Consider the following 23501-nt stretch of genomic DNA (forward strand, 5'->3'; position numbering starts at 1 on the left):
GGGCGGTCAGTCGCCCGGCCCCGGCGGCGCAAGCGCGCCGGTGCCGTGGCGGTTGCTGGCGACCAGCCAGTCAGCCAGACGCCGGGCCGACTGGCGCAGGTGGCGCTGGCTCGAGCGCATCAGGTAATATTGCCCCTGCCCGGTCAGGCGATGCGGATGCGCCTCGACCAGCCGGCCGGCGTCGATCAGGTCCTGCACCAGCCAGGTCCAGCCCATGGCGACGCCGATGCCCTGCATCGCGGCCTCGATCGCCAGCCGGTAGCTGCCCATCTTCCAGCGCAGCGTGTCGGGCGGCAGCGCCACATCGGCACTGAACAGCCAATTGCCCCAGTCCGTCCATTCCTTGAAGGTCTCCTCCATGGTCAGCAACAGCGGCGCCTCCATCTCGACCAGCGGCGGCTGACCGGGCGCACAGACCGGCACCATCCGCTCAGGGCCAAGCGGCTGCATGACGAAATCGGCCATCCGCACCGGGCGGTGATAGATCCCCAGATCGTATTCGTCGGGCCGCAGCTGCGAGATGTTCTCGTCCACCCGCAGCTTCAGCTCCAGCCAAGGCAGCTCGCGGCGCAGCGCGGCAAGGCGCGGCATGATCCACAGATCGGCCACGCCCTGCGAACAGGCGAGCACCACGCGATGGCTGTCGCGCGCGCCCTGCATGCCCTCGCCCAGCACCGAGAGCGCATCCATCGCCTGCCCGACCTGCAGCGCATATTCCTGCCCAAGCGCGTTCAGCGCGACGCCCGCGGCGGTGCGCTCGAAGAGCACCGCGCCGACGTGGTCCTCGAGCCGCGAGATCTGCCGGCTGACCCCGCTTTGCGTCAGCCCAAGCATCTGCGCCGCGGCCGAGATCGAGCCGCAGCGCGCCACCGTCTGGAAGGCGATCAGGGCGTTGAGCGGGGGGATGCGCGGGCCGGTCGTCATGCGTTCCTCAAGTGGAGATGGCGGCTGAAATGGCACGAAACCTGCCCGCCTCCCGCCATGAAAATTTATCATGCCCCCATACGCAAGCCCCCCGTTCCGTTTTCCACCGCCGGGACTAGAACGGCGCCACACGGCCGCGCCACGCGGCCGCGCAAGATATCCCGCCGGTCGCGACCGGCATTCTCGGAGTGACGGGCATGAACCTGCCTGACCTGATCGGCCTTGTCGGGGCCGGAGCCTACCTTGGCGCCTATGCGCTGTTGCAGATGGGGCGGCTTTCCGTCCGCGACGGGCGCTATGCACTGCTGAACGTGCTTGGCGCGCTGGCGCTGCTGACGTCGCTGTTCTGGCAGTGGAATCTGGGCGCCTTCGTGTCGCAAGGCGCGTGGCTGCTGTTCACCGTGGTGGGGTTCCTGCGCAACGCGGCCCCGCAGCGGCGCGCCGCCTGAGGCGCGCCCCCGCACAGATTGGACCGGGCTCAGGCCGGCAGCACCACCGGCACCGCGCCCGCGCGCAGGCGCAGCGCCGCACTCGCCCCGGCGGCGGGCAGTTCGGCCGCGGCCGAACGCGGCACGTCGAGGATCATCTCCTCGCCGCTGGAAACCCGGCCGATCACCCGCAGGCTGCGGCCGTGGAAGACCACGTTCTCGACCCGGATCGGGATGCCTGCGGTGGCGGTCGACAGCTCGAGATCCTCGGGGCGCAGGCCCAGAACCACGGCGCTGCCCGCGCCGAACCCATGCGCCTCGGCCGGCATCGGCAGGCTCGATCCCGGCACCTCGAGCCGGCCATCGGCCGAGACCTTGCCCGGCAGCAGGTTCATCGTGCCGATGAACCCCGCGACGAAGCGGGTGGCGGGGCGGTCGTAAAGCTCGGCCGGCGAGGCGATCTGCTCGATCTCGCCGCCCTGCATCACCGCGATCCGGTCCGAGATCGACAGCGCCTCGGTCTGGTCGTGCGTGACCATCACGAAGGTGGTGCCAAGCCGCGCCTGCAGGTTCTTCAGCTCGATCTGCATCTGCTCGCGCAGGCTCGCGTCCAGCGCCGAGAGCGGCTCGTCCAGCAGCAGAAGCTGCGGCTCGCAGACGATCGCGCGGGCCAGCGCCACGCGCTGACGCTGCCCGCCCGACAGCGCCGAGACCGGGCGTTTCGCCTTGTCGGCAAGGCCCACGAGCTCGAGCGCCTCGCCGACCTTGCGGCGGATCTCGGCCCGCGGCGTGCCGCGCACCGAAAGCCCGAAGGCCACGTTCTCGGCCACATCCATGTGCGGAAAGACCGCGTAATCCTGGAACACCGTGTTCACCGGCCGGCGGTTCGGCGGCAGATGGCCGATCTCGGCGCCACCCAGCAGGATCTGCCCCGAACTTGCCGCCTCGAACCCCGCGACCACGCGCAGCGTCGTCGTCTTGCCGCAGCCCGAGGGGCCGAGCAGGCTCACGAATTCGCCGGCCGCAATGTCGAGGTCGATGTCCTTCAGGCCGAAATGCCCGTTGCCGAAGATCTTGCTGACCTTGCGCAGGCTCAGGAGCGGGTCATTCGTCATCGCGCACCTCCGATTTCTTGGTGGCATTGATCCAGATGATGATGCAGCGCTCCTCCCCCTCGTTGCGGAAGGAGTGGAGCAGCAGCGAGCGGAAGGCGAAGCTGTCGCCGGTGCGCAGATGATAGGTGGTGCCGTCGATCACCAGTTGCGCCGTGCCCTGCATCACGAAGCCGAACTCGTGGCCCTGATGCGAATAGGCCTCGGCGGTGCCGCCGCCGGGCTCGACCTCGACCAGCATGCCGGTGAGCGCGGCGCCGGGCGGCGACAGCAGCTGCTTGCGCACCCCCTCGGAATGCACCGGGATGTCACGCCGGTTGCCCGCGCGCACGCAGTAGATGTCGTTGCTCTCGGCGCTGTCCTCGAGCAGCCGCGCGGCATCGACGCCAAGCGCGGTGGCCAGCGGCCAGAGCGTGCGCACCCGGAGCGAGGAGACCCCGCGCTCGATCTGGCTGAGCGCGCCGACCGAGATCCCCGCCTGCCCGGCAAGTTCGGTCAGCGACAGCCCCGCCTCGAGCCGAAGCGCGCGCAGGCGCCGCCCGACCATGACGTCGGCGTTGTTCTCGTCGCGCGCGGTGTCGGCGGCGTCGGTGGAAATGTCCTGACCCATCGTCTCTTTCTTCTCGCTTTCCGGCTGTGGGCAGGGGCCACCGGCCCCCGCCCTGTTCCTGGCCCTGCTCAGCCGCCGGCCTTGATCCGCTCGAACATCTTGGCAAGCTCGTCATTCTGCTTCATCGGCCCGGTGAAGACCGTCGTCGAGAGCATCGTCTGCGGATCGGCGGGCAGTTTCAGCTCGTCGAGCTTCTCCTGCGGCACCTCGGCGAAGGCGGTCGCGGTCGAGGCGCCATAGCCGTAATTCTCGATCAGCGCCTTGCCCGAGTCGGGCTCGAGGCGGCTGTTGATCAGATCATAGGCGAGATCGACGTTCTTCGCGTCCTTCAGCAGCACGAAGCCGCAGGTCCAGGTCAGCATGCCTTCCTTCGGGTTCATGAACTCGACCGGCACGCCCTGCTTCTTCAGCGCCACCGCAGAGGCGTTCCAGGTCATCGCCGCGACGAGTTCCCCCGAGGCGAGCGACTGCTCGACCGAGGTCATGTCGGTGGTATAGCTCGACAGCACCGGACGCTGTTCGCGCAGCTTCTCCTCGACCTTCTTCAGGCCGTCGGCGTCCATGTCGAAGGGGCTGACCCCCGCCAGAAGCGCGGCGACGACCGGCGTGTCATGCACCGCGTCGATGGTGGCAAGGCGGCCCGCATATTGCGGATCCCAGAGCATGTTCCAGCTCTGTTCGGCATCGGGCGCGACCATGTCGGAGCGGTAGAGAACCGAGGTATTGCCCCAGTCCCACGGCACCATCCAGACCTTGCCATCGCCCGCCTGGATGTCGGGCAGCTCGCGCAGAACCGGGAAGATGCTGTTCCAGTTCTTGATCCGCGTGGTGTCGATCGGCTGCAGCAGACCTTCCTTGTTCCAGCGCGCGATCTTGTCATAGCAGGGATGGGCGACATCGGGGTGGAAGCCCGCCTTGACCTTGGTGAAGGCGTCGTCGTCATCGCCGAAGACCGAGGTCTCGAGCGCGTCGGGATGCGCCTTCAGGAAGCTCTGGCTGAACTCGGGCAGCTCGTACCCCGACCAGGTGAAATAGCTGAGCTTGTCCTCGGCCAAGGCGGGCGTGGCGACACCGGCGGCAATCGTCAGCGTGAGCAGCGTCTTCTTCATTGGTATGACCTCCTGTTGTTGTTCGTCTTGGTTTTCTTGTCGTTCCGGGCGGGCTCAGACCCGGCTGCGCCGACGCAGCAGCTCCGCGAGACCCGCGAGCAGGGCCGAGACCAGCAAGATCAGCGCGCCGAGCGCCATCACCACCGGCAGCGATTTCGGGAAGCGCAGCTGGCTCCAGATATAAAGCGGCAGCGTGGGCTCCGTGCCGGCGAGGAAATAGGCGACGATGAACTCGTCGAACGAGGTGAGGAAGGACAACGTGAAGGCCGAGCCGATCGCCGACCAGGCGAGCGGCAGCACGGCGCGGCGGAACACGGCGAAATCCGAGGCGCCAAGGTCGGCCGCCGCCTCGGCGATCGAGCGCGGGATCGCGGCGAAGCGCGCGCGCAGCACGGTGACGGCCGCGGGCAGGCAGACCAGCACATGGCCCAGCACGATGGCAATCCGCGACGGCCCCAGCCCGGCCAGGTTGACGAGGATCAGCAGCGCGATGCCGACGATGACTCCCGGAATGAGGATCGGCAGTCGCGCGAGCACCCCGATCAGCCGCGACAGCACGGGGCGCGGGAAGACCTCGAGATAGGTGATCGTGGTGGCGCAGAGCGTCGCGATGCTGGCCGCGGCGATCGCGATGCCCAGGCTGTTCCTCAGCGCCTGCCCGATCGCCGGGGTTTGCAACAGCGTGCGATACCACTCGAGCGTCAGCCCCTTCATCGGGAACGCGGCCTGGATCGAATCGTTGAAGGAAAACAGCGGGATCAGCGCCACGGGCAGGTAGAGAAAGACGATATAGGCGCCGATGTAGATCGGCAGCAGGCGGCCCTGTTTCATGTCCGGCTCCCCCAGCGGCGATCGGCCTGCCGCACCAGCGCGACGGCGATCAGGATGACGAGCATGGTGGCGGTGGCGAGTGCGGCGCCAAAGGGCCAGTCGTTCGCCTTGCCGAACTGCGCCTGGATCAGGGTGCCGATCATCGTGCTGGCCGGGCCGCCGACCATCGCCGGCGTGACGTAATCGCCCAGCGTCGGCACGAAGACGACGAGCGCCCCGCCCAGAACCCCGGGCATCGAGATCGGCAGCACCACGCGGCGAAACAGCTGCGCCTTGGTGGCACCAAGATCCGCCCCCGCCTCGAGCAGCGAGCGCGGGATCGTCTGCAGCGCGACATAGATCGGCAGGATCGCGAAGGGCGCATAGGCATGGGCCAGCGTCAGCACCACCGCCGCCGGGTTGTTCAGGAACATCATCGAGGGCTTGTCCCACAGGCCCAGCTCGATCATCGCCGAGTTCAGCACGCCGTTGTAGGCAAGGACGATCTTCCAGGCGAAGACGCGCAGCAGGTAGCTTGTCCAGAACGGCAAGGTGACGAGGAACAGCAGCAGGCCGCGATGCCGCCCGGCGCGGAAGGCCAGATACCAGGCGACCGGATAGGCGGTGACGACGGTGGCCAGCGTCACCAGCCCCGAGATCCAGAGCGAGCGCAGCATCACCTTGGCATAGAGCGGGTCGGCCAGGATCTGCGCGAAATTGCCCAGCGTCAGCGGGCCGCGCAGCAGCCCTTGGTCATTGACCCGGAACCCGAGCCCCAGCACCAGCGCCAGCGCAAAGGCCACCAGCCCGAAGGTCACCAGCGCGCCGGGCAAGGACATCGCGCACAGGAACCCGGCCCCGTTTGCCAGTCGTCGCATCTTCTCTCCCCTCCCATGTCGGGGGGATCACGGCGGGAATCGAAAACCGGATCCATAATTTTTCGTTTTGTGAAAAGTTATGAGTCATTTTCATTTCTGTCAAATCCCATGTGCCGCAGCGCCGGTGCCCGCCCATCGGGCGGGCGCCGGCCAGGTCCGTCACGCCGGCGCAGGCGACCGTGCTCTTGCTCCGCCGGCGGGCACGGCCCGCTCAGGCCTTCGTCATCTTCTCCCAGACCTCGGGATAGCGGCTGCCGGTGACGTTTCCGGGCGCGAAAGCCGCTTCAAGCCGGGCGCAGTCCTGCGCCGACAGCGCCAGATCGACGGCGGCGACGTTCTGTTCCAGATGCGGGATGCGCTTGGCGCCCGGGATCGGCACGATGTCCGCGCCCTGCGCCAGCACCCAGGCCAGCGCCACCTGCGCTGCGCTCACACCGTGATCGGCCGCGACCGCCTCGACCACCTGCACGAGCCGCGCATTCGCCGCGGCGTTTCCGGGCTGGAAACGCGGCAGCGAGCGGCGGAAGTCATTCGCCTCGAGCTGGTCGACGGGGGGCACCGTTCCGGTCAGGAAGCCGCGCCCGAGCGGACTGAAGGGCACGAAGCCGATGCCGAGCTCGCGGCAGGTCGCAAGCACGCCGTTGCGCTCGACGTCCCGGGTCCAGAGCGAATATTCGCTTTGCAGCGCGGCGATCGGATGCACCGTCTGCGCGCGGCGCAGGATCTCGGACGAGACCTCCGACAGGCCGATCGCGCGCACCTTGCCCTCGGCGACCAGATCCGCCATCGCGCCGACGCTCTCCTCGATCGGCACGGCGGGGTCGAGCCGGTGCAGGTAGAACAGGTCGATGACCTCGATGCCCAGCCGTTTCAGCGAGGCCTCGGCCACCCGGCGGGCGTTGGCGGGGCTGCCGTCGGTGCCCGTCATCTCGCCGAAATCATCGCGATCCTGCCGGTAGGTGAAGCCGAACTTGGTGGCAATCACCACCGCGTCGCGGCGCCCCCGCAGCGCCCGCCCCAGAAGGCGTTCGTTGCGCAGCGGGCCGTAGATCTCGGCGGTGTCGAAAAAGGTCACGCCGAGGTCCAGCGCGCGGTGCACGGTGCGGATCGAGGCCGCCTCGTCCTGCGTGCCATAGGCCTGGCTCAGCCCCATGCAGCCGAGCCCGATCGCCGAGACCTCCAGCTTTCCGAGTGCGCGTCGTTTCATCCTGTCCTCCATCATTCCGGATGGGCACAGGCTAGCCGGCATGATATCCGCTGATAATCGGCACAATGATGAATGCCGTGATCGAAAATATAGATCAGTCAGGGAAAACGTGACCCGCACCGAGCTGTCCCGCCTCGTCGTCTTCGCCACCGTCGCAGAGGCCGGCAGCTTCCGCGCCGCCGCCGATCGGCTGGGCATCGCCCCCTCGGCGGTCAGCCACGCGGTCTCGGCACTGGAGGACGGGCTCGGGGTGCGGCTGCTGGCACGCACCACCCGGGCCACCCGCCCGACCGAAGAGGGCGCACGGCTGCTCGCTCGCGTCGGGGCGCCGCTGGCCGAACTGGCCGAAGCGCTGCGCGAGGTCGCCGAGCCGCTGGCGGCCCCCGCCGGCCCGCTGCGCATCACCATGCCCCGCATTGCCGCGGACGAGATCGTCATGCGCCGGCTGCCGGAGTTCAGCGCGACCTATCCGCGGATCGAGCTCGACATCCGCACCACCGACCGGTTCGAGGACCTCGTCGCCGGCGGCTTCGACGCGGGGATCCGGCTTGGCGAAAGCCTCGAGGCCGACATGATCGCGGTGCGCGCGAGCGGCCCGCGCCGCGGTGTCATCGTCGGGGCGCCGGACTATTTCGCCCGCCATCCGAAGCCCGTGCACCCCCGCGACCTCGCCGCCCACAATTGCATCCGGCGCCGCTTCGACAGCGGCCGCCTGTATCGCTGGGAGCTGGAAAAGGACGGCCGGGCGCTGAAGGTGGAGGTCACCGGCAACCTGATCCTGCCGCAGCAGGAGCTGATTGCCCATGCCGCCCGCGGCGGCGCGGGGCTGGCCTTCCTGTTCGAGGACACGGTGGCCGAAGACATCGCGGCCGGGCGACTGGTGCCGGTGCTGCAGGACTGGTGCCCGCCCTTCGAGGGCTTCTACATCTACTACCCGTCGCGCCGGCAGATGCGCCCCGCCCTGCGCGCCTTCGTCGATTTCTTCCGCATGGCCCGCGACGACGGCCCGGTCTGAGACGGACGCCCGGGCCCGATCGCCCGGACCGCCGCCTCAGGCCCGCACGAAGGCATGGGTCGCCCCTGGCACCCAGTTCACCCGCAGCCGGTCGCCCCGGCTGACCCGACCCGAGAGCGGATGCCCGAAATCGAGCCGCACCGACAGGGGCTCGCCCCAGCCGGTCGCGACCTCGACCGAGGTGTTGTTGCCAAGGAAGGTGACGTCGCGCACAGTGACCGGCAGGCTTGCCCCCGCCGGCCCCGCCTCGGGGGCAAGGTCGATCCGCTCGGGGCGCAGCATCATCTCGGCGGGGCTGCCCGGTTGCGCCGGGCCATGCAGCGGCACCCCCGGCACCACCGTGCCGTCGGGAAAGCGCAGCGCCGCCAGACGCCCCTCGACGGCGAGGATCTCGCCACCGAGAAAGGCACTGTCACCGATGAAATCCGCGACGAAATGGGTGGCGGGGTTGGCGTAAAGCTCGGCCCCCGTGCCGACCTGCTCGATCTTGCCCCGATTGAAGATCGCGATCCGGTCCGACAGCCGCAGCGCCTCTTCCTGATCGTGGGTGACGTAAAGCACGGTGACGCCGGTTTCCTGATGGATGCGGCGGATCTCGTGCTGGATCTCCTCGCGCAGCTTTTTATCCAGCGCCGACAGCGGCTCGTCCATCAGCAACACCGGAGGATCGTAGACGAGCGCCCGCGCCAGCGCCACACGCTGTTGCTGGCCGCCCGACATCCGCGCCGGCATCCGGTCCTCGAAGCCCCGAAGCCGCACGAGGTCGAGCGCACGGGCGACCTTGCGCGCGATCTCGTCGCGCCCCATCCGCCGCACCCGCAGCGGAAAGGCCACGTTCTCGGCCACGCTCAGATGCGGGAAAAGCGTGTAGCGCTGGAACACCATGCCGATGTTGCGCTTGTTCGACGGCGTCGCGAGGATCGAGCGCCCCTGCAACAGGATGTCGCCCGCGCTCGGGTCCTGAAAGCCCGCGAGGATATAGAGCGTCGTCGACTTGCCCGAGCCGGAGGGGCCGAGGAAGGTCATGAACTCGCCCTGGGCGATCTCGAGCTCGACATGGTCGGTGGCCACGACATCGCCGAAGGTCTTGCGGATGCCGTTGATATGCAGATAGGCGGTCATTTCGATTTTCCTTTGCGCAGCAGGGCGGCCAGCAGCATCAGCCCGAGGGTGAGCGCGATCAGCAGCGTGGAGGCGGCGGCAATCACCGGCGTCAGATCCTGGCGCAGGGTGGCCCAGATCCGTACCGGCAGGGTCTGCAGCGTCGGGCTCGCCATGAAGATCGCGACGACGACCTCATCCCAGCTGACGAGGAAGGAGAAGATCGCCGCCGAGAAGATGCCGTGCCGGATCGCCGGGAGGGTGACGCGCCAGCGCGCCTCCCAGGGGCTCGCGCCGCACAGGATCGCCGCATCCTCGATCGCCGGATCGAAGGTCTCGAGCGCGCCGGTGATCGCGATCACCGAGAAGGGCAGCGCCAGCACGAGATGGGCGAGGACAAAGCCCGCCAGCGTGCCGCCGAGCCCGAGTTTCAGGAACAGCGCATAGATCGCCACGGCGAAGACCACGACCGGCAGCACCATCGGCGTGAGGAAGAAGGCACGCAGCAGCTCGCGGCCGCGGAAGGCGCCACGGCTGAGCGCCAGCGCGGCGAGGCCCCCGATGCCGACCGACAGGATCGTCACCAGCACCCCGATCTTGGCCGAGGTCAGCGCCGCCTCGATCCAGCGCGGATCGGCGAAAAGCTCGGCATACCATTTCGTGGTCCAGCCCGGCGGCGGAAACTGCAGCCAGCGCGACGACCCGAAGGAGAGCGCGACGATGAAGACGATCGGCAGCAGCAGGAACAGGCCCGCGGCCAGCGCGATCAGCCCGAGGATCCAGCGCCAGGCGCCGAGGCGGTCGAAATCAAGCAGCATCCCGGCGCCCTCCCCCGACCGCGGCGAAGCGCACCTGCAGCGCGTAAAGGGCAAGCGTGACGACCAGCAGCACCAGCGCGAGCGCCCCGCCCATGCCCCAGTTCACCAGGCTCTGCACCTGCTGCGCGATCAGCTCGGCCAGCATCATGTTGGCGGTGCCGCCCAGAAGCGCGGGGGTGACGAAATAGCCAAGGCTCATCACGAAGACCATCAGCGCCCCCGAGGCGACCCCCGGTCGGGCAAGCGGCCAGAGCACGCGGGTCAGCGCCTGCAGCCGGCTCGCCCCGCACAGCGCCGCGGCCTGCAGGATCGCCGGGTCGATCTTCGACAGCACGCCATAGAGCGGCATCACCATGAAGGGCAGCATGATATAGACCATGCCGATGGTGACCCCGGTGAGGTTGTTCACCAGCGCAAGCGGCTGGTCGATCACGCCCAGATCCATCAGCACCCGGTTGATCAGCCCGGTGCGCTGCAAGAGCACCATCCACGCATAGGTCCGCGCAAGCAGGTTCGTCCACATCGACAGCAGCAGCAGCCCGAACAGGATCCGCGCGACGGAGCGGGGAAACACCGTCAGCCCCCAGGCTAGCGGGAAGGCAAGCGCCAGGGTGATCGCCGTCACCAGCCCCGACACGAGGAAGGTGTTGAAGAAGATCCGCGCATAGGTCGGCGAGCCGAACAGCGTGGCGTAGTTCTGCAGCCCCGGGCTCGGTTCGGTGACCGAGCGCGCCAGCAGCATCAGAACCGGCACCACGAAGAAGGCGCACAGCAGAAGCACGATGGGCGCGGTCAGTCCGGCAATCCGGCGGGCAAGCGGCGAAAGCCGCGGCCACAGGGGAAGGGCAAGGGTCATGGTCCGGTCCTCGGGGAAAGCCCGGGGGCGCGCACACGGGGCGCCCCCGGTGGGCACGGGCCCTTACTCGGCCTGCCAGGCGTACCAGCGGTTGCCGATCTCGTCGCGATGCGCGGCCCAATAGGCCATGTCGGCATTGATCTGGCTGTCATCATGCGCATCGGGCAGCGTGGCGCGCGCGGCCGGGTCCATCAGCGCGGGCGAGCCGGTGTTGATCGGCGCATAGCCGGTCGCGGCGGCGAAATCCGCCTGCGCCCTGGCCGAGGTCGCCTCGGCGATGAAGGCCATCGCGGCCTCCTTGTTTTTGGTGCCCTTCGGCACGACGAGGGCGTCGGCAGCGGTGATGTTCTGCTGCCAGCTGATGCCCACATCCTGCCCGTCAGCGGCCAGCGCGGCCAGCCGCCCGTTCCAGAAGAGGCCGATCGGCGCCTCGCCCGAGGCCAGAAGCTGCTGGCTCTGCGCGCCGCCGGTCCACCAGATGATCTCGGACTTGATCGTGTCGAGCTTCTTGAACGCGCGGTCGAGATCGAGCGGATAGAGATGCGCGGGATCGACGCCATCGGCGATCAGCGCCGCCTCGATCACGCCCGGCGCCGACCATTTGTAGAAGGTGCGCTTGCCCGGAAACTTCTGCAGATCGAACAGGTCGGCCAGCGTCGCCGGCTTCTCCGCGCCGAAGGCCGCCGGACTGTAGCCGAGCACGAAGGAATAGTAGAACGAGCCCACGGCATAATCCGACACGAAACGCGGATCGAGCGCGGTTTTGTCGATCACCGAGAAATCGAGCGGCTCGAGCAGGCCCGCGGCCCCGGCCTGAAGCGCATAGTCGAATTCCACATCGACCACATCCCAGCTGACGGCGCCGCCCTCGACCATCGCCTTGAGCTTGCCGTAATCCGTCGGGCCGTCCTGCACCACCGCGGTGCCCGAGGCCGCGGTGAAGGGCGTGGCCCAGGTCTCGCCTTGAGCGTCCTGCGTGGTGCCGCCCCAGCTCGTGAACACGAGCGGGCCGGCAAGAACGGGCTGCGCCGCGATCAGGGCGGCGGCGAGGGTCAGGGTCGTCAGTCGCATTTTCATCTCCACTGTTGGGTGTCCTGCGCCATGTCTCTTCCGGTCCCGTCCGCGGCGCTGCGGCGGGGTCCTTGGTCGTCCTGTCGGGCGGGTCAGCGCATCACGAAGGGGTCGGGGATCGGCTCCTCCGAGGTGCGCAGCCAGACCGTCTTGACGGTCGTGTAATCCAGTGCGGCGGCGAGGCCGCCTTCGCGGCCATGGCCCGAAAGCCCGTGCCCGCCGAAGGGGGCCATCGGCGAGACCGCGCGATAGGTGTTGACCCAGACGATGCCGGCGCGCAGCGCCCGGATCATCCGGTGCGCCCGCGCGAGGTCGCGGGTGAACAGCCCCGAGGCAAGGCCGAAAGCCGTGTCATTGGCGAGCGCAAGCGCCCCGGCCTCGTCAGCAAAGCCCATGACCGAAAGCACCGGCCCGAACAGCTCCTGGCGCAGGCAGGGCGCGTCGGGCACCCCGGTGCAATCGAGAATCGTCGGCGGGTAATAGGTGCCCGGCCCCCCGGGCAGCACGCCACCGCAGACCAGCCTTGCCCCCGCCGCGACCGAGGCCGTGACGATCGCGTGCAGCCGCGCGCGCTGGCGTTCGGTGCACAGCGGCCCCATCTCGGTCGCCATCTCGGCGGGCGCGCCGATCACGATCCGGCCGGCGCGCTCGGCCAGCATCGCCAGCATCGCCTCCTTGATCCCGTCCTGCACCAGCAGACGCGAGCCCGCGACACAGCTTTGCCCGGTCGCGGCGAAGATCCCCGCGATCTGCGCATTCACCGCACTGTCAAGATCGGCATCGGCGAAGACGATGAAGGGCGACTTGCCGCCCAGTTCCAGCGAGGTCGAGGCGAGGTTCTCGGCCGAGCCGCGCACCACCGCCCGCGCGGTCTCTGGCCCGCCGGTGAAGGCGATGTGATCAACGCCCGGATGCGCGCTCAGCCGCGCGCCGCAGCTTGCGCCGAAGCCGGTGAGGACGTTGACGACGCCCGGCGGGAAGCCCGCCTCGTGCACCAGTTTGGCAAAGGCCAGCAGCGGTGTCGGGCCATCCTCGGAGGCCTTCAGCACCACCGTGCAGCCCGCGGCCAGCGCCGGACCGAGCTTGACCGCGCTCAGGAACAGCTGGCTGTTCCACGGCACGATCGCCGCCACCACGCCGATCGGCTCGCGGCGCAGCCAGACCTCCATGTCGGGCTTGTCGATCGGCAGATGCGCGCCCTCGATCTTGTCGGCAAGCCCCGCGTAATAGCGGTAATACTCGGCGACATAGGCAATCTGGGCCGAGGTCTCGCGGATGATCTTGCCGGTGTCGCGGGTCTCGAGCCGGGCAAGGTCCGGCGCCGCGGCCTCCACCAGATCGGCGAGCTTCATCAGCAGCTTGCCGCGCGCGGAGGCGGTCATCGCGGGCCAGGGCCCGGCGCGGAACGCCCGCCCTGCCGCCGCAACGGCGCGATCGACCTCGGCCTCGCGGGCCTCGGCGATCTCGGCCCATTGCATCCCGGTGGCGGGATCAAGCGAGGCAAAGCGCGCCGCCCCCGCCTCGAAGGCGCCGTCGATGTAAAGATCGAAACGTTCCATCATCCCCTCACGCGAAAGCCGGCATCACCTCGGCAATGAACCGTTCGAGCGAGGCCTTCTTGCGCTCGAAGCTCATGCCGGTGTCGATCCAGAAGGAATACTCGTCATAGCCCATCGCCTCATAGGCCTTGAGCCGGTCGATCACCTCGGCGGCCGGGCCGATGACGTTGTTCGCCCGCATCGCGGCCGGGCTGTAGAACGGATGGGCGGCGATCTCCTCCTCGGTCAGCGGCTTGATCAGCCCCATCGAGATCTCGCGCTCGTTTTTGAACCAGGCGCCGAAATAGTTGTAGAAGCGGTTCACTTCCTCGGCGCCCACAACCGCATCGGCCTCGTCCGCCGCGACATAGGTATGGCGCAACAGCATGATCTTCGGCCGCGGGATGTCGGAGAACTTCGCGCAGGCCGCGTTGAAATGGCCCATCAGCTTCTCGACCTCGTCATCGCCCAGATGCAGCGGCGTGACCTGCACGTTCCAGCCGTGCGAGACGGCGAATTCGTGGCTGTTGGGATCGCGCGCGGCAACCCAGATCGGCGGCCCGCCCGCCTGCACCGGCATCGGCGCCGAGGTCGATTTCGGGAATTGCCAGAACTGGCCCTCGTGGGTGTAGTCGCCCTTCCACAGCGCCTCGACCGCCGGGATCAGCTCGCGCATCATCTGCCCCGCGTTCCAGGCGTCGAGCCCCGGGTGCATCCGCTCGTATTCGAAGGAATAGGCACCGCGCGCCACGCCCAGTTCAAGCCGGCCGCCGGTCATGATGTCGGTCATCGCCGCCTCGCCGGCCAACCGGATCGGATGCCACAGCGGCGCCATCACCGTGCCGGTGCCCAGCCGCACGTTCGTCGTGTGATGTGCCAGATCGACCAGCGTCAGCATCGGGTTCGGCGCGATGGTGAAGTTCATCGCGTGATGCTCGCCCGACCAGATCGCGTGCATCCCGCCCTGGTCGGCGATCTTGCACAGCGCGATCATCTCGTCATAGAGCCGGCGCTGATCCTCGGCGGGGTCGGTGCGCTCCATGTGAATGAACAGCGAAAACTTCATCGTTTCATCCCTTCGCGAACGGACGGATCTCGCCCGCGACATGCGAGCCGACATATTGTCCGTAATTGCCTTGCCGGTATTCGGCGGCGAACCGGCGCAGCATGATCTGCTGTGCAGGATCGGTGATATCGCTCATCGCGTCTTCGGTCAGGGCCACGAAGGCCCCCGCCTTCCGGGTGTCCGTTGCCGCCGGACAGAGGTGCACGATGAACTGCAGGCCGCGCTCGGCGTCGTCATAGATCGCATAGACCAGCCCCGGCGCGGCATCGGTGCCGGTCTCGGCCAGCAGCCGCTCGAAGGCCGCGCGTGCGCCGCCCTGCCCCACCCGCACCTCGGGCAGGCGCACACCGCCCGAACCATCGTCGAGCAGCAGGACCCGGCCCTCGTGCTCGATGATCGTGGCCAGAACGACCCGCGGGCCGTGCTCGGCCGAGAGCGCCGCTGCGGCCGGGGTGACATAGGCCCCGCGGCAATAGCCCAGCCCCGGCGCGGTCGAGGCGTCGAAGGCCTCGACGCGGCCAAGCAGGATCGTGTGGTCCCCCGCCTCGATCGCCCGCTCGAGCCGGCAGTCGAACCAGGCGCAGACCCCGGCCATCACCGGCGAGCCCGCCGGGCCCGCCCGCCAGTCGATGGTGTCGAAGCGATCCGCGCTTGGCCGGGCGAAGATGTTCGAGATCGCCTTCTGCCCTTCGGACAGGACGTTCACCGCAAAGCCCCGGCCCGAGGCATAGGCGCCCAGATTGGCCGAGCGGTTCGAGACTGAGACTAGCAGAAGCGGCGGATCGAGCGAGACCGAAGCGAAGGAATTCGCCGTGAAGCCGAGCGGCGCGCCGCTCTCGTCCGTCGTCGTCACCACCGTGACGCCGGTCAGGAAGCAGCCGAAGGCGTCGCGCAGCAGGCGCGTGGTCTCGAGGGTCATGCGGCGTCTCCCTTCTGCGGTGCCCCCTCGGGCAGGCCAAGCCAGTGCGCGAGTTCGCGGTTCACCCGTTCCGGCGCGGTGAGCGAGGTCATGTGGCGCTCGCCGCCGATGACGACCGCGCGCGCCTGCGCAATTCCCGCGGCGATGCTGCGGGTCATCTCGGGGCTCGAATTGGCATCGCATTCCCCGGTCAGAACCAGCGTGGGGCAGCGGATTTCCGCGATACGGTCGGCGTAGACATCGTCGCCCCGGGCAAAGGCCGCATAGGTCGCGGCATAGCCCTTCGCATCCACCGCCCGCAACCAGCGCCCGACCCGCGCCCGCACCTCAGGGGCCTCGTCGGGGCCGAACCAGCGGGCGAGCGGGGCCTCGGGGTCGCTTTCGCCCCGCGCCAGCTCCCGCGCCCGGCCGAGGACCGCCGCACGCGCTGCCTCGCCGCGGCGGTAGACCGGATTGAGCAACGCGACCCGCGCGACCAGATCCGGATGCTCGATCGCGGTGCCGAGCGCGATCAGCGCCCCCATCGAATGCCCCGCCAGCGCCACCGGCCCGAGATCGAGCCCGGCAATCGCGCGCGCCGCCCAGGCGACATAGTCGGACAGTCGCGGCGTGCCCTCGAGCGCATCGGTCCCGCCGTGCCCGGGAAGGTCGAGCGCGATGACCCGGTGGGTCGGCGCGAAGGCGGCAATCTGCGGCTCCCAGGCCTCGGCACACATGCCCACGCCATGCAGCAGCACCAGCGGCGCGCCCGGACAGGCCTCGATCAGGCCGATCCGGCGACCGTCAGAGGCCAGCAGGGTTTGCGACATCATGGCCGAGATCCTTCAGGTCCTGATAGCGGTCGCCGATCCGGTGGTGCGGACGCCCGCCGATCGACGCCCCGAGCGCGACGACGATCTCGTCCGCGGCCGGCGCATCGGGAATCGCGAAGTTGATCGTCAGATAATGCGACCGCCGCCCCTCGTCGGTCTTGTCCATCAGCGGGATCATCACCGGCGCATTCGCCCCGCCGCGGGTGTTGCAGAAGGCGAGATAGCTCTTCGCGCCGACCGCGTTGCGGTAGTGGTTGCCAAAGCGCAGCGTGTGGATCAGCGCCGAGGCATGCTCGACCTCGCCATCGAGACCGACGACCGCCGACTTGCCATAGGCCTCGACCCGGTCACCGCCGCCGGCGGCCTCGAGGATCATCGCGGTGAGCGTCGCGCCAAGTACCGGCGCCACCGCGTGGATCTCGGGCTTGAGGTCCTCCACGAAACCGCGCCCGGCCCAGGGGTTCCGCAGCACCGCGGCCGCCGCGATCAGCTTCAGCGGCACCGGCGCCGCGCGCCCGCCCTCGACCAGGGTCGTTTCGACATGCAGCAGCGTTTTGCGGATGAGAGTTTCCATGATCGAATCCCTTGCTGGTTTACCGGATGTTGGTATACCATAATACAGCATGTCAAGACGCTTTATCCCGGCGCCGGCCCGCACCGGGGCCAGGCACCGAAACCCGGAACAGGAAGGACCCAATGGCCGCCTACTGGATTGCCCATGTCACCGTGACCGATGCGGCCGCCTATGCCGCCTACCAGGCGCAGGCCGCGGGCCTGTTCGAGGCCCATGGCGGGCGCTTCCTGGCCCGCGGCGGGCGGGCGCTCACGCTCGAGGGCGCCGCGTTCGCCCGGCATGTCGTGATCGAGTTTCCGTCCCTCGAGGCGGCGCAGGCATGCTATGCCTCGGAGCAGTATCGCGCGGCACGGGCGCTGCGGGCCGGAGCGGCCCGGGTGCAGATCGCGATTGTCGAAGATAGCTAGTGCGGCCGCAGCAACCATCCCATACTACGGCATTCCATCGACCTGCATGAGATTGACCAGAAAGGCATCATGGCCCCTCCGTCCGAAACCAGCCTGAAGATCGAGCAACCGCCGCAGACCCTGCGCGAGATCGTCACCGAACGGATGCGCGATGCGATCCTGAGCGGCTATTTCAAATCGGGCGAGCGGCTCGTCGAGCGCAGCCTGTGCGACCAGCTCGGCGTGTCGCGGACGGTGGTGCGCGAGACCATCCGCTATCTCGAGGCCGAGGGGCTTGTGGAGTTTCTGGCGAACAAGGGGCCGATCGTGTCGCGGCTCGACTGGCCGCAGGCGCGGCAGATCTACAAGATCCGCATGCTGCTTGAAACCGATGCGGCCCGCGACTGCGCGGCGATCGCCGATGACACGATCAAGGCAGAGCTGCGGGCGGCACTCGACACGCTGGGAGCGGCCTATGAGGGCGGTTCGTCGCACGACCTGTTCGAGGCCTCGACCGAATTCTACCACCGCATCTTCCGGGCGGCGGGGCATGACATTTCCTGGGACGTGGTCAACCGCCTGAACGGGCGGATCAGCCGGTTGCGGGGCATGACCCTGTCGACGACCGACCGGCACCGTTCGGGCTATGCGCGCCTCACCCGGATCTTCGAGGCGATCGCGGCGAATGACCCGGATGCCGCCGAGGCGGCGGTGCATGACCATATCAACGAGGCCTCCGAGATCGCGCGGCTCAAGCTGGCAGAGGCCGGGGACTGATCCGCCCGGCCGGTCGCAGGGGGCCGGCGCGGCGCGTCGGCGCGGGAGCCGTCCCGGGGGGACGCCCGCCGATCACCGAAGCGTCATGTCGAGCCCCCGCCCCACCAGCCGCCGTTGCCAGTCGCGAGATGACGCCTGCGGATGGTCCGTGCGCTGATGCACGCCCCGGCTTTCCGGTCTGGCAAGGGCGGCGGCGGCCCCGGTCCGGGCGTGGAACAGCATCCCCGACAGCTCCCGGGCAAACAGCGCGCTGCGCGCATCCGCGGCGCCCGGGGCGGACTGCAGCGCGTCTTCGAGCGCCGCGGTCAGATCGAGCGTCTCGGTCAGCGTCCGGGCGGTGCGAAAGCCGTTGCGACCGATCGGCAGGACCTCGGCCTGAAGCGCCTGCAGCAGCGGCCGCACCGCCTCGATCCGGCGCCCCGACAGGGGCTCGCGCACCCGCGCCCCCCGCCCCGGCGCCAGCGCCCGGGCCGAACGCGCCGCCCCGGCCCCGGCCCAGCGGCCCGAGGCGAGCGTCCAGGCGGCATTGACCGCCCCCGCCCCCGACGAGGCCCCGACCAGCATCTCGCGCGAGGCGGCATCGCCCGCCACCCAAAGCCCCGGCACCGACGAGGCGCAGTCCGGTCCTTTGACGACGATCCCGCCCGAACCGCGCACCGAGCCTTCGAACATCGGCTCGACCTCGAATTTCTGGGTGAACGGGTCCACGCCAAGCCGGTCGAACTGGGTGAAGAGATTGGGCTGCCCGGCCCGCAGGAACGGGCGGTTCGCCTCGGGCACCTGGGTGAACTGGCAAAAGACCGGTTCGTGCCCGAAGAGCGGGGCTGCCGCGGTGCCCATGACGCCATAGGGCGAGGACCAGCCGAGATGCACCTGATGCCCGGCCGCATCGAAGAACGCCGCCTGCAGCAGATAGCCGTTCTTGTCGACCGACCCACCCTTCGGCACGATGCCGTAGTAGTTTGAGAATTCCATCCCCGACCACTCGGCGCCGAGCTCTGCCGCCATCAGCAGCGCATCGCCGGTATTGACGCTGGAGCCGATGCAGCCGCTGCGCAGCGCCGACCCGCCGGCCGCCAGCACCACCGCGCGGGCGTCGATCCGCCAGCGCTGGTCCTTCTGCCGCAGCACCCCCTCGGCCCCGGCGCAGCGCCCCGCCGCATCCATCAGCAGCGAGACCGCCGGCGCATGATCGAGGATGGTGACCCCCGCCCGCAGCACGAGCCGGCGCATCTCGCGCAGATAGACCGGCCCCTGCACCACCACCTGCCCGCCGCGCCCGCTGCGATAGGTCGGATCGCCGACATAGCCGCGGCTCTCGGCAAAGCCCGGCCAGCTGGCCCATGTCTCCGCAAGAACGCGCTCCATCCAGGTCTCGTCGGCGAGCCCGCAGGAATCGACGGCCTTTGCCGCCATCGCCGCGGCGCGCCCCTCCGGCGCCACCCACCAATGGCCGATGGTCGCCGCCGCGCCGACGCCCGACGCCCCGCACCAGCCCTTGTCGACGAGGATCACCTTGGCGCCCTGCTCGCGTGCGGCCAGCGCGGCCCAGGTGCCGGCCGGGCCGCCGCCGATCACGAGGACATCCGCCGCAAGCTGCAGCTCCGGGCCGGAATGTCGGGCTCCGTCAGCCATGATGGGCCTCCTTCCGGGGCTGTGCACCCGGATGCGCGCCCGCGGGGAACACCCCGGCGGCGGCCTCCGGCCGCTGCGCAAGCGCGAGCGCCTCGTCGAAACTTCTGGGCGGCCGACGGCCCTTGCCCCAGCCAAGCCGCGCCCGATAGCTGCCGAGAAGCTGACGCTCCGCCAGCTCCGCCTCGGACGGCGTCGGGGCCGGGCGCCGTTCGGCCGCCACATAGAGCGCATCGGTCGGGCAATGCGCCTCGCACAGGAAGCAGGTCTGGCAATCCGCCTTGCGGGCGATCACCGGCAGCCCGTCTTCGGCCCGGTCGAACACATCCATCGGGCAGACCCCGAAGCACAGATCGCAGCGCACGCAACGGCTGGGGGACACAAGCTCGATCATGCCACGACCTCCCCGGGCGTTTCGGCCAGCGCCGCCAGAAGATGCCCGCGCAGATGCGAGAACGCCTCGGTGTCGCGGCTGCGTGGCCGCGGCAGGGAGACTTCGACCACCTCGTGCACATGGCCGGGGCCGGGCCGCATGACGACCACCCGATCCGCCAGATAGAGCGCCTCCTCGATGTCATGGGTGACGATCAGGATCGAGACCTGATGCGCGCGCCAGATCTTCAGCAGCTCTTCCTGCATCCGGGTGCGCAGGATCGAATCGAGCGCCCCGAACGGCTCGTCCATCAGCACGAGATCGGTTTCCACCGCCAGCGCCCGGGCGATCGCGGCGCGCTGCGCCATGCCGCCCGAAAGCTGCCGCGGATAGCTTTCCGCAAAGGCATCGAGCCCGACGAGGGCGATATAGCGCGCCGCCCGCGCCTGCCGCTCGGCCGCGGTCATCGCGAGCGGCTCGAGCGCAAGCTCGACATTGCCGCGCACCGTGAGCCAGGGCAGCAGGCGATGGTCCTGGAACACCACCGCGCTGCCCTGCCCGGCCGTGGTCACCGGCACGCCCGCAATCGCAAGTGCGCCGCTGTCCGGGGTTTCAAGCCCGGCGATGCAGCGCAGCAAGGTCGACTTGCCGCAGCCGGATGCGCCGATCACGGCGATGATCTCGTTGCGCCGCAGCTCCAGTCCGACATCCGCGAGCGCGCGGAAGGGCACGCCGTTCACGGGGAAGGACTTGGAGACGCCGGAAACGGTGAGAAGGGAGGAGGAGCTCATGTCAGGTGGCCTTGTCGAGATGACGGATCAGACGGGCGCCGAGCGCGTGCAGCGCGACACCGATCAGGGCGAGCGCGAGCACGCCCACGAGGGTGATGTCCATGCGGAACTGCTCGCGCCCGCTCGCGATATAGGCGCCAAGGCCGCGGCCGTTGCCGATCGCGTATTCCGCGCCCACGGTTCCGATCCAGGCGGAGATCAGCGCGATCTGCACGCCCATGGCGATCGAGGGCAGCGCCGATGGCAGGTAAAGCGCGGTGATCCGCCGTCGCGGCGACAGCCCGAGCACCCGCACAAGCTCGACGAGCCCGGCCGGCGTGGCGCGCACCCCCTGCTGCGTCGCCAGCACCAGCGGGAAGAACGTGCCAAGGGCGATGAAGACGATCTTCGCCGTCTCGCTGTTGCCGAACCACGTCGTCAGCAGCGGGATCCAGGCGAAAAGCGCGATCTGGCGCAGGGTGTCGACGCTTGGCGACAGCGCGCAGCCGAGCGGCCGCGACAGGCCGAGGGCGAGGCCAAGGCCGATCCCGGCGACGGCGCCGAGACTGCCGCCAAGGGCAAGCCGCACCAGGCTGGCGCCGAGGGCGGCCCAGATCTTGCGCCCGTCCGGGTCGATGACGGGCACCTGCACAAGCGCGACGGGTGACACCACCATCGGACCGCCCAGCAGGTGGTTTTCGACGGCAAGCGACCAGGCGGCCAGCGCGGCCGCGGGGAGCACCAGCCCCTTCCAGGACAGCTCAGCCATCGTCGCCCATCCTTGCGCGCAAGGCCCGCTCGCCCCCGCGCAGCAGCCGGTCAAGCGCGATGCCGGCGGCGCCGACAGAGATCATCCCGACGATGACCATGTCCATCTGGAAGAGCGTCCGGCCCCAGACCATGAGATAACCAAGGCCATCGGTGGCGGCGAGCATCTCGCAGGTGACGAGCGACACGAAGGCCTGACCGGAGGCGAGGCGCAGGCCCGAAAACAGCGTCGGCACCATCGCCGGCAGGCGGATCCGTCCAAGCTGCCGCAGCGGCGACAGCCCGAGCGCGCACCCAAGCTCGACATAGTGCGCCGGCACCGCGCGCCAGGCGTCGCGGCTGGCAATCGCCATCGGCACGAAGCAGGCCTTGATCAGGATGAGCACCTTCAGCGCCTCGTCGATGCCGACAAGCAGGATCAGCACCGGAATCCAGCCCAGGGCCGGCACCGCGGCGATGGCGCGGAAACTGGGGCCAAGCCAGTCTTCGGCGCGCGGCGAGGCGCCGAGCAACAGGCCGAAGAGAAAACCGAGCGGCGCGCCGATCAGCAACCCCACCGTCAGCCGCCACAGGCTGATGCGGGCGGCCGACCACAGCTCGCCGCCCTGCGCGAGCTCGCCGAGGGTCGCGAGGACGCGGCCGGGCGCCGGCAGGATATGCTCGGAGACCAGAGCGAACTGCGCCGCGAGCTGCCACAGCAGCAGACCGGCGAGCGGCGTGAGCCAGGGCAGCGCCCGGAACGCCGCGCGCCGCAGGGTCCGCGCGCGCGGCAGGGCCGGCCGCCGGGCGGGCCGCGCGCGCCGCGCGAGGGGCGCCGCCCCCTGCCCGGGGACAGTGCTGACGGAAAGATCGCTCATCGTCCCGCCTCAGTTCGTGCCGGTGACAGCCCGGTCGGGCCAGACCCCTGCGAGCCCCTCGCCCTCGAGCGCCTTCGCAAGGAAACGGCCATCTGCCCAGGCGGCAAGATCCGGGGTCTTGCGGGTCAGTTTCTGCGCCCGGGTGAACTCGAGCGCACTCGCGAAGCGCTGCTCGAACACCGCATCGAGGCGCGGATCATAGGCCTGCTTGAAGTCGGTATCGGCGTTCGACCGGCGAATGAGATCGACCGGCGTGCCCGCCCGGTTCCAGATCCGGAAGGCCTCGTCCCGGTTCGCCGGATCGGCCAGCCAGGCCGCCGCCTTGACATAGCCATCAACGACCTTCTGCGTGGCCTCGGGATAGGCGTCGCGGAAGCTCCGCGACACGAGGAAGCCGCCGAAGCCCGAGACCTCGCGATCATCGCGGGCCGAGGAGAAGACCACCTTCGCCACCCCCTTCTGCTCGAGCGGCAGCAGGAAATCGGCGCCGAACACCGCGTCGACGCTGCCCGCACTGATCGCGGCAAGCTGATCGGCATTCTTGAGGTCGATGAGGGTGATATCCTTTTTGCTCAGCCCGGCGTGCCGCAGCGCCTCGAGCGCCGCCCAGTGGATGATCGTCGCCTTCTGCAGCGCGACGCGCTTGCCCCGCAAATCCTTGAGGCTTTCGATGCCGCTGCCGGTGCGCGCGACGGCGAAGATGTTGGTGCCCTGCGTCGAGGCGACGATCACGGTGTCGAGCCCGTTCGCCGCACCGACGATGTTCGGCACCGCACCATAGGAGGCAAAGTCCACCTGCCCGTTCGCGAAGGCCTCGTTGATCGCCGGGCCGGTGCCGGTGAAATAGGTCCAGTCGAGCTTGACCCCGGTGCCCTTGAACTCATCGGCGATGAAGCCCTTGGCATCGGCGATCGCCAGAAGCCCGACGCCGAACGGCTTGCCGAACCCGAACCCGACATCGCCGAAGCGGATCTCCTCCGGGAGCTCGCCGGCGATGGCGGCCGCGCCCGACATCAACGCCGCAGCGAGGGCCGTCAGCACTGTAATTTTCTTGAACATCGTCGTCTCCGGCTGGTTGGATCTGGCGCCA

General features: G+C 69.2%; 26 protein-coding genes. 4 read left to right on the plus strand and 22 right to left on the minus strand.

All coding sequences use genetic code 11. The features are described from left to right. Window positions 1–6 precede the first annotated feature (6 nt). Window positions 7–924, minus strand: coding sequence for a LysR family transcriptional regulator (locus AC0QTQ_RS17525; protein WP_480257633.1), 918 nt, complete (start codon window positions 922–924; stop codon window positions 7–9). Between the two features lie 197 nt (window positions 925–1121). Here AC0QTQ_RS17525 and AC0QTQ_RS17530 point away from each other — a divergent pair, with 197 nt between their 5' ends. Further along, window positions 1122–1373 (plus strand): CBU_0592 family membrane protein, encoded by a 252-nt coding sequence (locus tag AC0QTQ_RS17530; RefSeq protein WP_128148226.1) that lies wholly within the window; start codon window positions 1122–1124, stop codon window positions 1371–1373. 29 nt (window positions 1374–1402) lie between these two features. On the opposite strand, the gene AC0QTQ_RS17535 is transcribed toward AC0QTQ_RS17530, so the two are convergent. From AC0QTQ_RS17535 to AC0QTQ_RS17560, 6 genes are all read right to left on the minus strand, one after another. Beyond that, window positions 1403–2467, minus strand: a complete 1065-nt coding sequence (locus AC0QTQ_RS17535; protein ID WP_480257634.1) for an ABC transporter ATP-binding protein — start codon at window positions 2465–2467, stop codon at window positions 1403–1405. After that, window positions 2457–3074: a cupin domain-containing protein gene (locus AC0QTQ_RS17540; protein ID WP_480257635.1), complete on the minus strand. Its 618-nt coding sequence runs from the start codon at window positions 3072–3074 to the stop codon at window positions 2457–2459. Before AC0QTQ_RS17540 ends, AC0QTQ_RS17535 begins: the two co-directional genes overlap by 11 nt. 68 nt (window positions 3075–3142) lie before the next feature. After that, window positions 3143–4183, minus strand: coding sequence for an ABC transporter substrate-binding protein (locus AC0QTQ_RS17545; RefSeq protein ID WP_480257636.1), 1041 nt, complete (start codon window positions 4181–4183; stop codon window positions 3143–3145). A gap of 54 nt (window positions 4184–4237) precedes the next feature. Next, a complete protein-coding gene (locus AC0QTQ_RS17550; protein ID WP_480257637.1) occupies window positions 4238–5014 on the minus strand; it encodes an ABC transporter permease in 777 nt (258 codons plus the stop codon). Further along, window positions 5011–5871: an ABC transporter permease gene (locus tag AC0QTQ_RS17555; protein ID WP_121534787.1), complete on the minus strand. Its 861-nt coding sequence runs from the start codon at window positions 5869–5871 to the stop codon at window positions 5011–5013. The genes AC0QTQ_RS17550 and AC0QTQ_RS17555 overlap by 4 nt, the downstream gene beginning before the upstream one ends. 211 nt (window positions 5872–6082) lie before the next feature. Beyond that, on the minus strand, window positions 6083–7078 hold the full coding sequence (locus AC0QTQ_RS17560) for an aldo/keto reductase (RefSeq protein WP_480257638.1): 996 nt from the start codon (window positions 7076–7078) through the stop codon (window positions 6083–6085). 109 nt (window positions 7079–7187) lie between these two features. Here AC0QTQ_RS17560 and AC0QTQ_RS17565 point away from each other — a divergent pair, with 109 nt between their 5' ends. Beyond that, window positions 7188–8093, plus strand: a complete 906-nt coding sequence (locus tag AC0QTQ_RS17565) for a LysR family transcriptional regulator (RefSeq protein WP_480257639.1) — start codon at window positions 7188–7190, stop codon at window positions 8091–8093. Window positions 8094–8129: 36 nt separating this feature from the next. On the opposite strand, the gene AC0QTQ_RS17570 is transcribed toward AC0QTQ_RS17565, so the two are convergent. The 9 genes from AC0QTQ_RS17570 to AC0QTQ_RS17610 form a co-directional block, all read right to left on the minus strand. Next, window positions 8130–9215: an ABC transporter ATP-binding protein gene (locus AC0QTQ_RS17570; protein ID WP_480257640.1), complete on the minus strand. Its 1086-nt coding sequence runs from the start codon at window positions 9213–9215 to the stop codon at window positions 8130–8132. Then, window positions 9212–10012, minus strand: coding sequence for an ABC transporter permease (locus AC0QTQ_RS17575; protein ID WP_480257641.1), 801 nt, complete (start codon window positions 10010–10012; stop codon window positions 9212–9214). The genes AC0QTQ_RS17570 and AC0QTQ_RS17575 overlap by 4 nt, the downstream gene beginning before the upstream one ends. Then, window positions 10002–10868, minus strand: a complete 867-nt coding sequence (locus tag AC0QTQ_RS17580) for an ABC transporter permease (protein ID WP_480257642.1) — start codon at window positions 10866–10868, stop codon at window positions 10002–10004. The genes AC0QTQ_RS17575 and AC0QTQ_RS17580 overlap by 11 nt, the downstream gene beginning before the upstream one ends. Before the next feature lie 63 nt (window positions 10869–10931). Next, on the minus strand, window positions 10932–11939 hold the full coding sequence (locus AC0QTQ_RS17585) for an ABC transporter substrate-binding protein (protein ID WP_480257643.1): 1008 nt from the start codon (window positions 11937–11939) through the stop codon (window positions 10932–10934). A 92-nt stretch (window positions 11940–12031) separates the two neighbouring features. After that, entirely contained in the window at window positions 12032–13498 is a 1467-nt protein-coding gene (locus AC0QTQ_RS17590) for an aldehyde dehydrogenase (RefSeq protein ID WP_480257644.1), read from the minus strand. Window positions 13499–13505: 7 nt separating this feature from the next. Next, entirely contained in the window at window positions 13506–14543 is a 1038-nt protein-coding gene (locus AC0QTQ_RS17595; RefSeq protein ID WP_480257645.1) for an LLM class flavin-dependent oxidoreductase, read from the minus strand. A 4-nt stretch (window positions 14544–14547) separates the two neighbouring features. Next, window positions 14548–15462, minus strand: a complete 915-nt coding sequence (locus AC0QTQ_RS17600) for a flavin reductase (RefSeq protein ID WP_480257646.1) — start codon at window positions 15460–15462, stop codon at window positions 14548–14550. Beyond that, window positions 15459–16274, minus strand: coding sequence for an alpha/beta fold hydrolase (locus tag AC0QTQ_RS17605; protein WP_480257647.1), 816 nt, complete (start codon window positions 16272–16274; stop codon window positions 15459–15461). The genes AC0QTQ_RS17600 and AC0QTQ_RS17605 overlap by 4 nt, the downstream gene beginning before the upstream one ends. Next, window positions 16246–16848 (minus strand): amino acid synthesis family protein, encoded by a 603-nt coding sequence (locus AC0QTQ_RS17610; protein WP_480257648.1) that lies wholly within the window; start codon window positions 16846–16848, stop codon window positions 16246–16248. The genes AC0QTQ_RS17605 and AC0QTQ_RS17610 overlap by 29 nt, the downstream gene beginning before the upstream one ends. Window positions 16849–16970: 122 nt before the next feature. Between AC0QTQ_RS17610 and AC0QTQ_RS17615 the strand changes: the two genes are divergently transcribed. Continuing rightward, the gene (locus AC0QTQ_RS17615; RefSeq protein ID WP_480257649.1) at window positions 16971–17255 is read left to right on the plus strand and encodes a DUF1330 domain-containing protein; all 285 of its coding nucleotides are present in this window, start codon (window positions 16971–16973) and stop codon (window positions 17253–17255) included. 69 nt (window positions 17256–17324) lie between these two features. Continuing rightward, on the plus strand, window positions 17325–18011 hold the full coding sequence (locus AC0QTQ_RS17620; protein ID WP_480257650.1) for a GntR family transcriptional regulator: 687 nt from the start codon (window positions 17325–17327) through the stop codon (window positions 18009–18011). A 72-nt stretch (window positions 18012–18083) separates the two neighbouring features. Here AC0QTQ_RS17620 and AC0QTQ_RS17625 read toward each other — a convergent pair whose 3' ends face one another. The 6 genes from AC0QTQ_RS17625 to AC0QTQ_RS17650 are packed head-to-tail and all read right to left on the minus strand — an operon-like array spanning window position 18084 to window position 23470. Then, entirely contained in the window at window positions 18084–19646 is a 1563-nt protein-coding gene (locus tag AC0QTQ_RS17625; RefSeq protein WP_480257651.1) for an FAD-dependent oxidoreductase, read from the minus strand. Beyond that, complete coding sequence (locus AC0QTQ_RS17630; protein WP_480257652.1) at window positions 19639–20037, minus strand: 4Fe-4S dicluster domain-containing protein; 399 nt, start codon at window positions 20035–20037, stop codon at window positions 19639–19641. Before AC0QTQ_RS17630 ends, AC0QTQ_RS17625 begins: the two co-directional genes overlap by 8 nt. Further along, window positions 20034–20807, minus strand: a complete 774-nt coding sequence (locus AC0QTQ_RS17635) for an ABC transporter ATP-binding protein (protein WP_480257653.1) — start codon at window positions 20805–20807, stop codon at window positions 20034–20036. Before AC0QTQ_RS17635 ends, AC0QTQ_RS17630 begins: the two co-directional genes overlap by 4 nt. Before the next feature lies 1 nt (window position 20808). After that, a complete protein-coding gene (locus AC0QTQ_RS17640; protein ID WP_480257654.1) occupies window positions 20809–21555 on the minus strand; it encodes an ABC transporter permease in 747 nt (248 codons plus the stop codon). Further along, window positions 21548–22411, minus strand: a complete 864-nt coding sequence (locus tag AC0QTQ_RS17645; RefSeq protein WP_480257655.1) for an ABC transporter permease — start codon at window positions 22409–22411, stop codon at window positions 21548–21550. The genes AC0QTQ_RS17640 and AC0QTQ_RS17645 overlap by 8 nt, the downstream gene beginning before the upstream one ends. A 9-nt stretch (window positions 22412–22420) precedes the next feature. Beyond that, window positions 22421–23470 (minus strand): ABC transporter substrate-binding protein, encoded by a 1050-nt coding sequence (locus AC0QTQ_RS17650; protein WP_480257656.1) that lies wholly within the window; start codon window positions 23468–23470, stop codon window positions 22421–22423. Between the last annotated feature and the right edge of the window lie 31 nt (window positions 23471–23501).

Source organism: Paenirhodobacter sp. YD-8 (assembly GCF_056590935.1).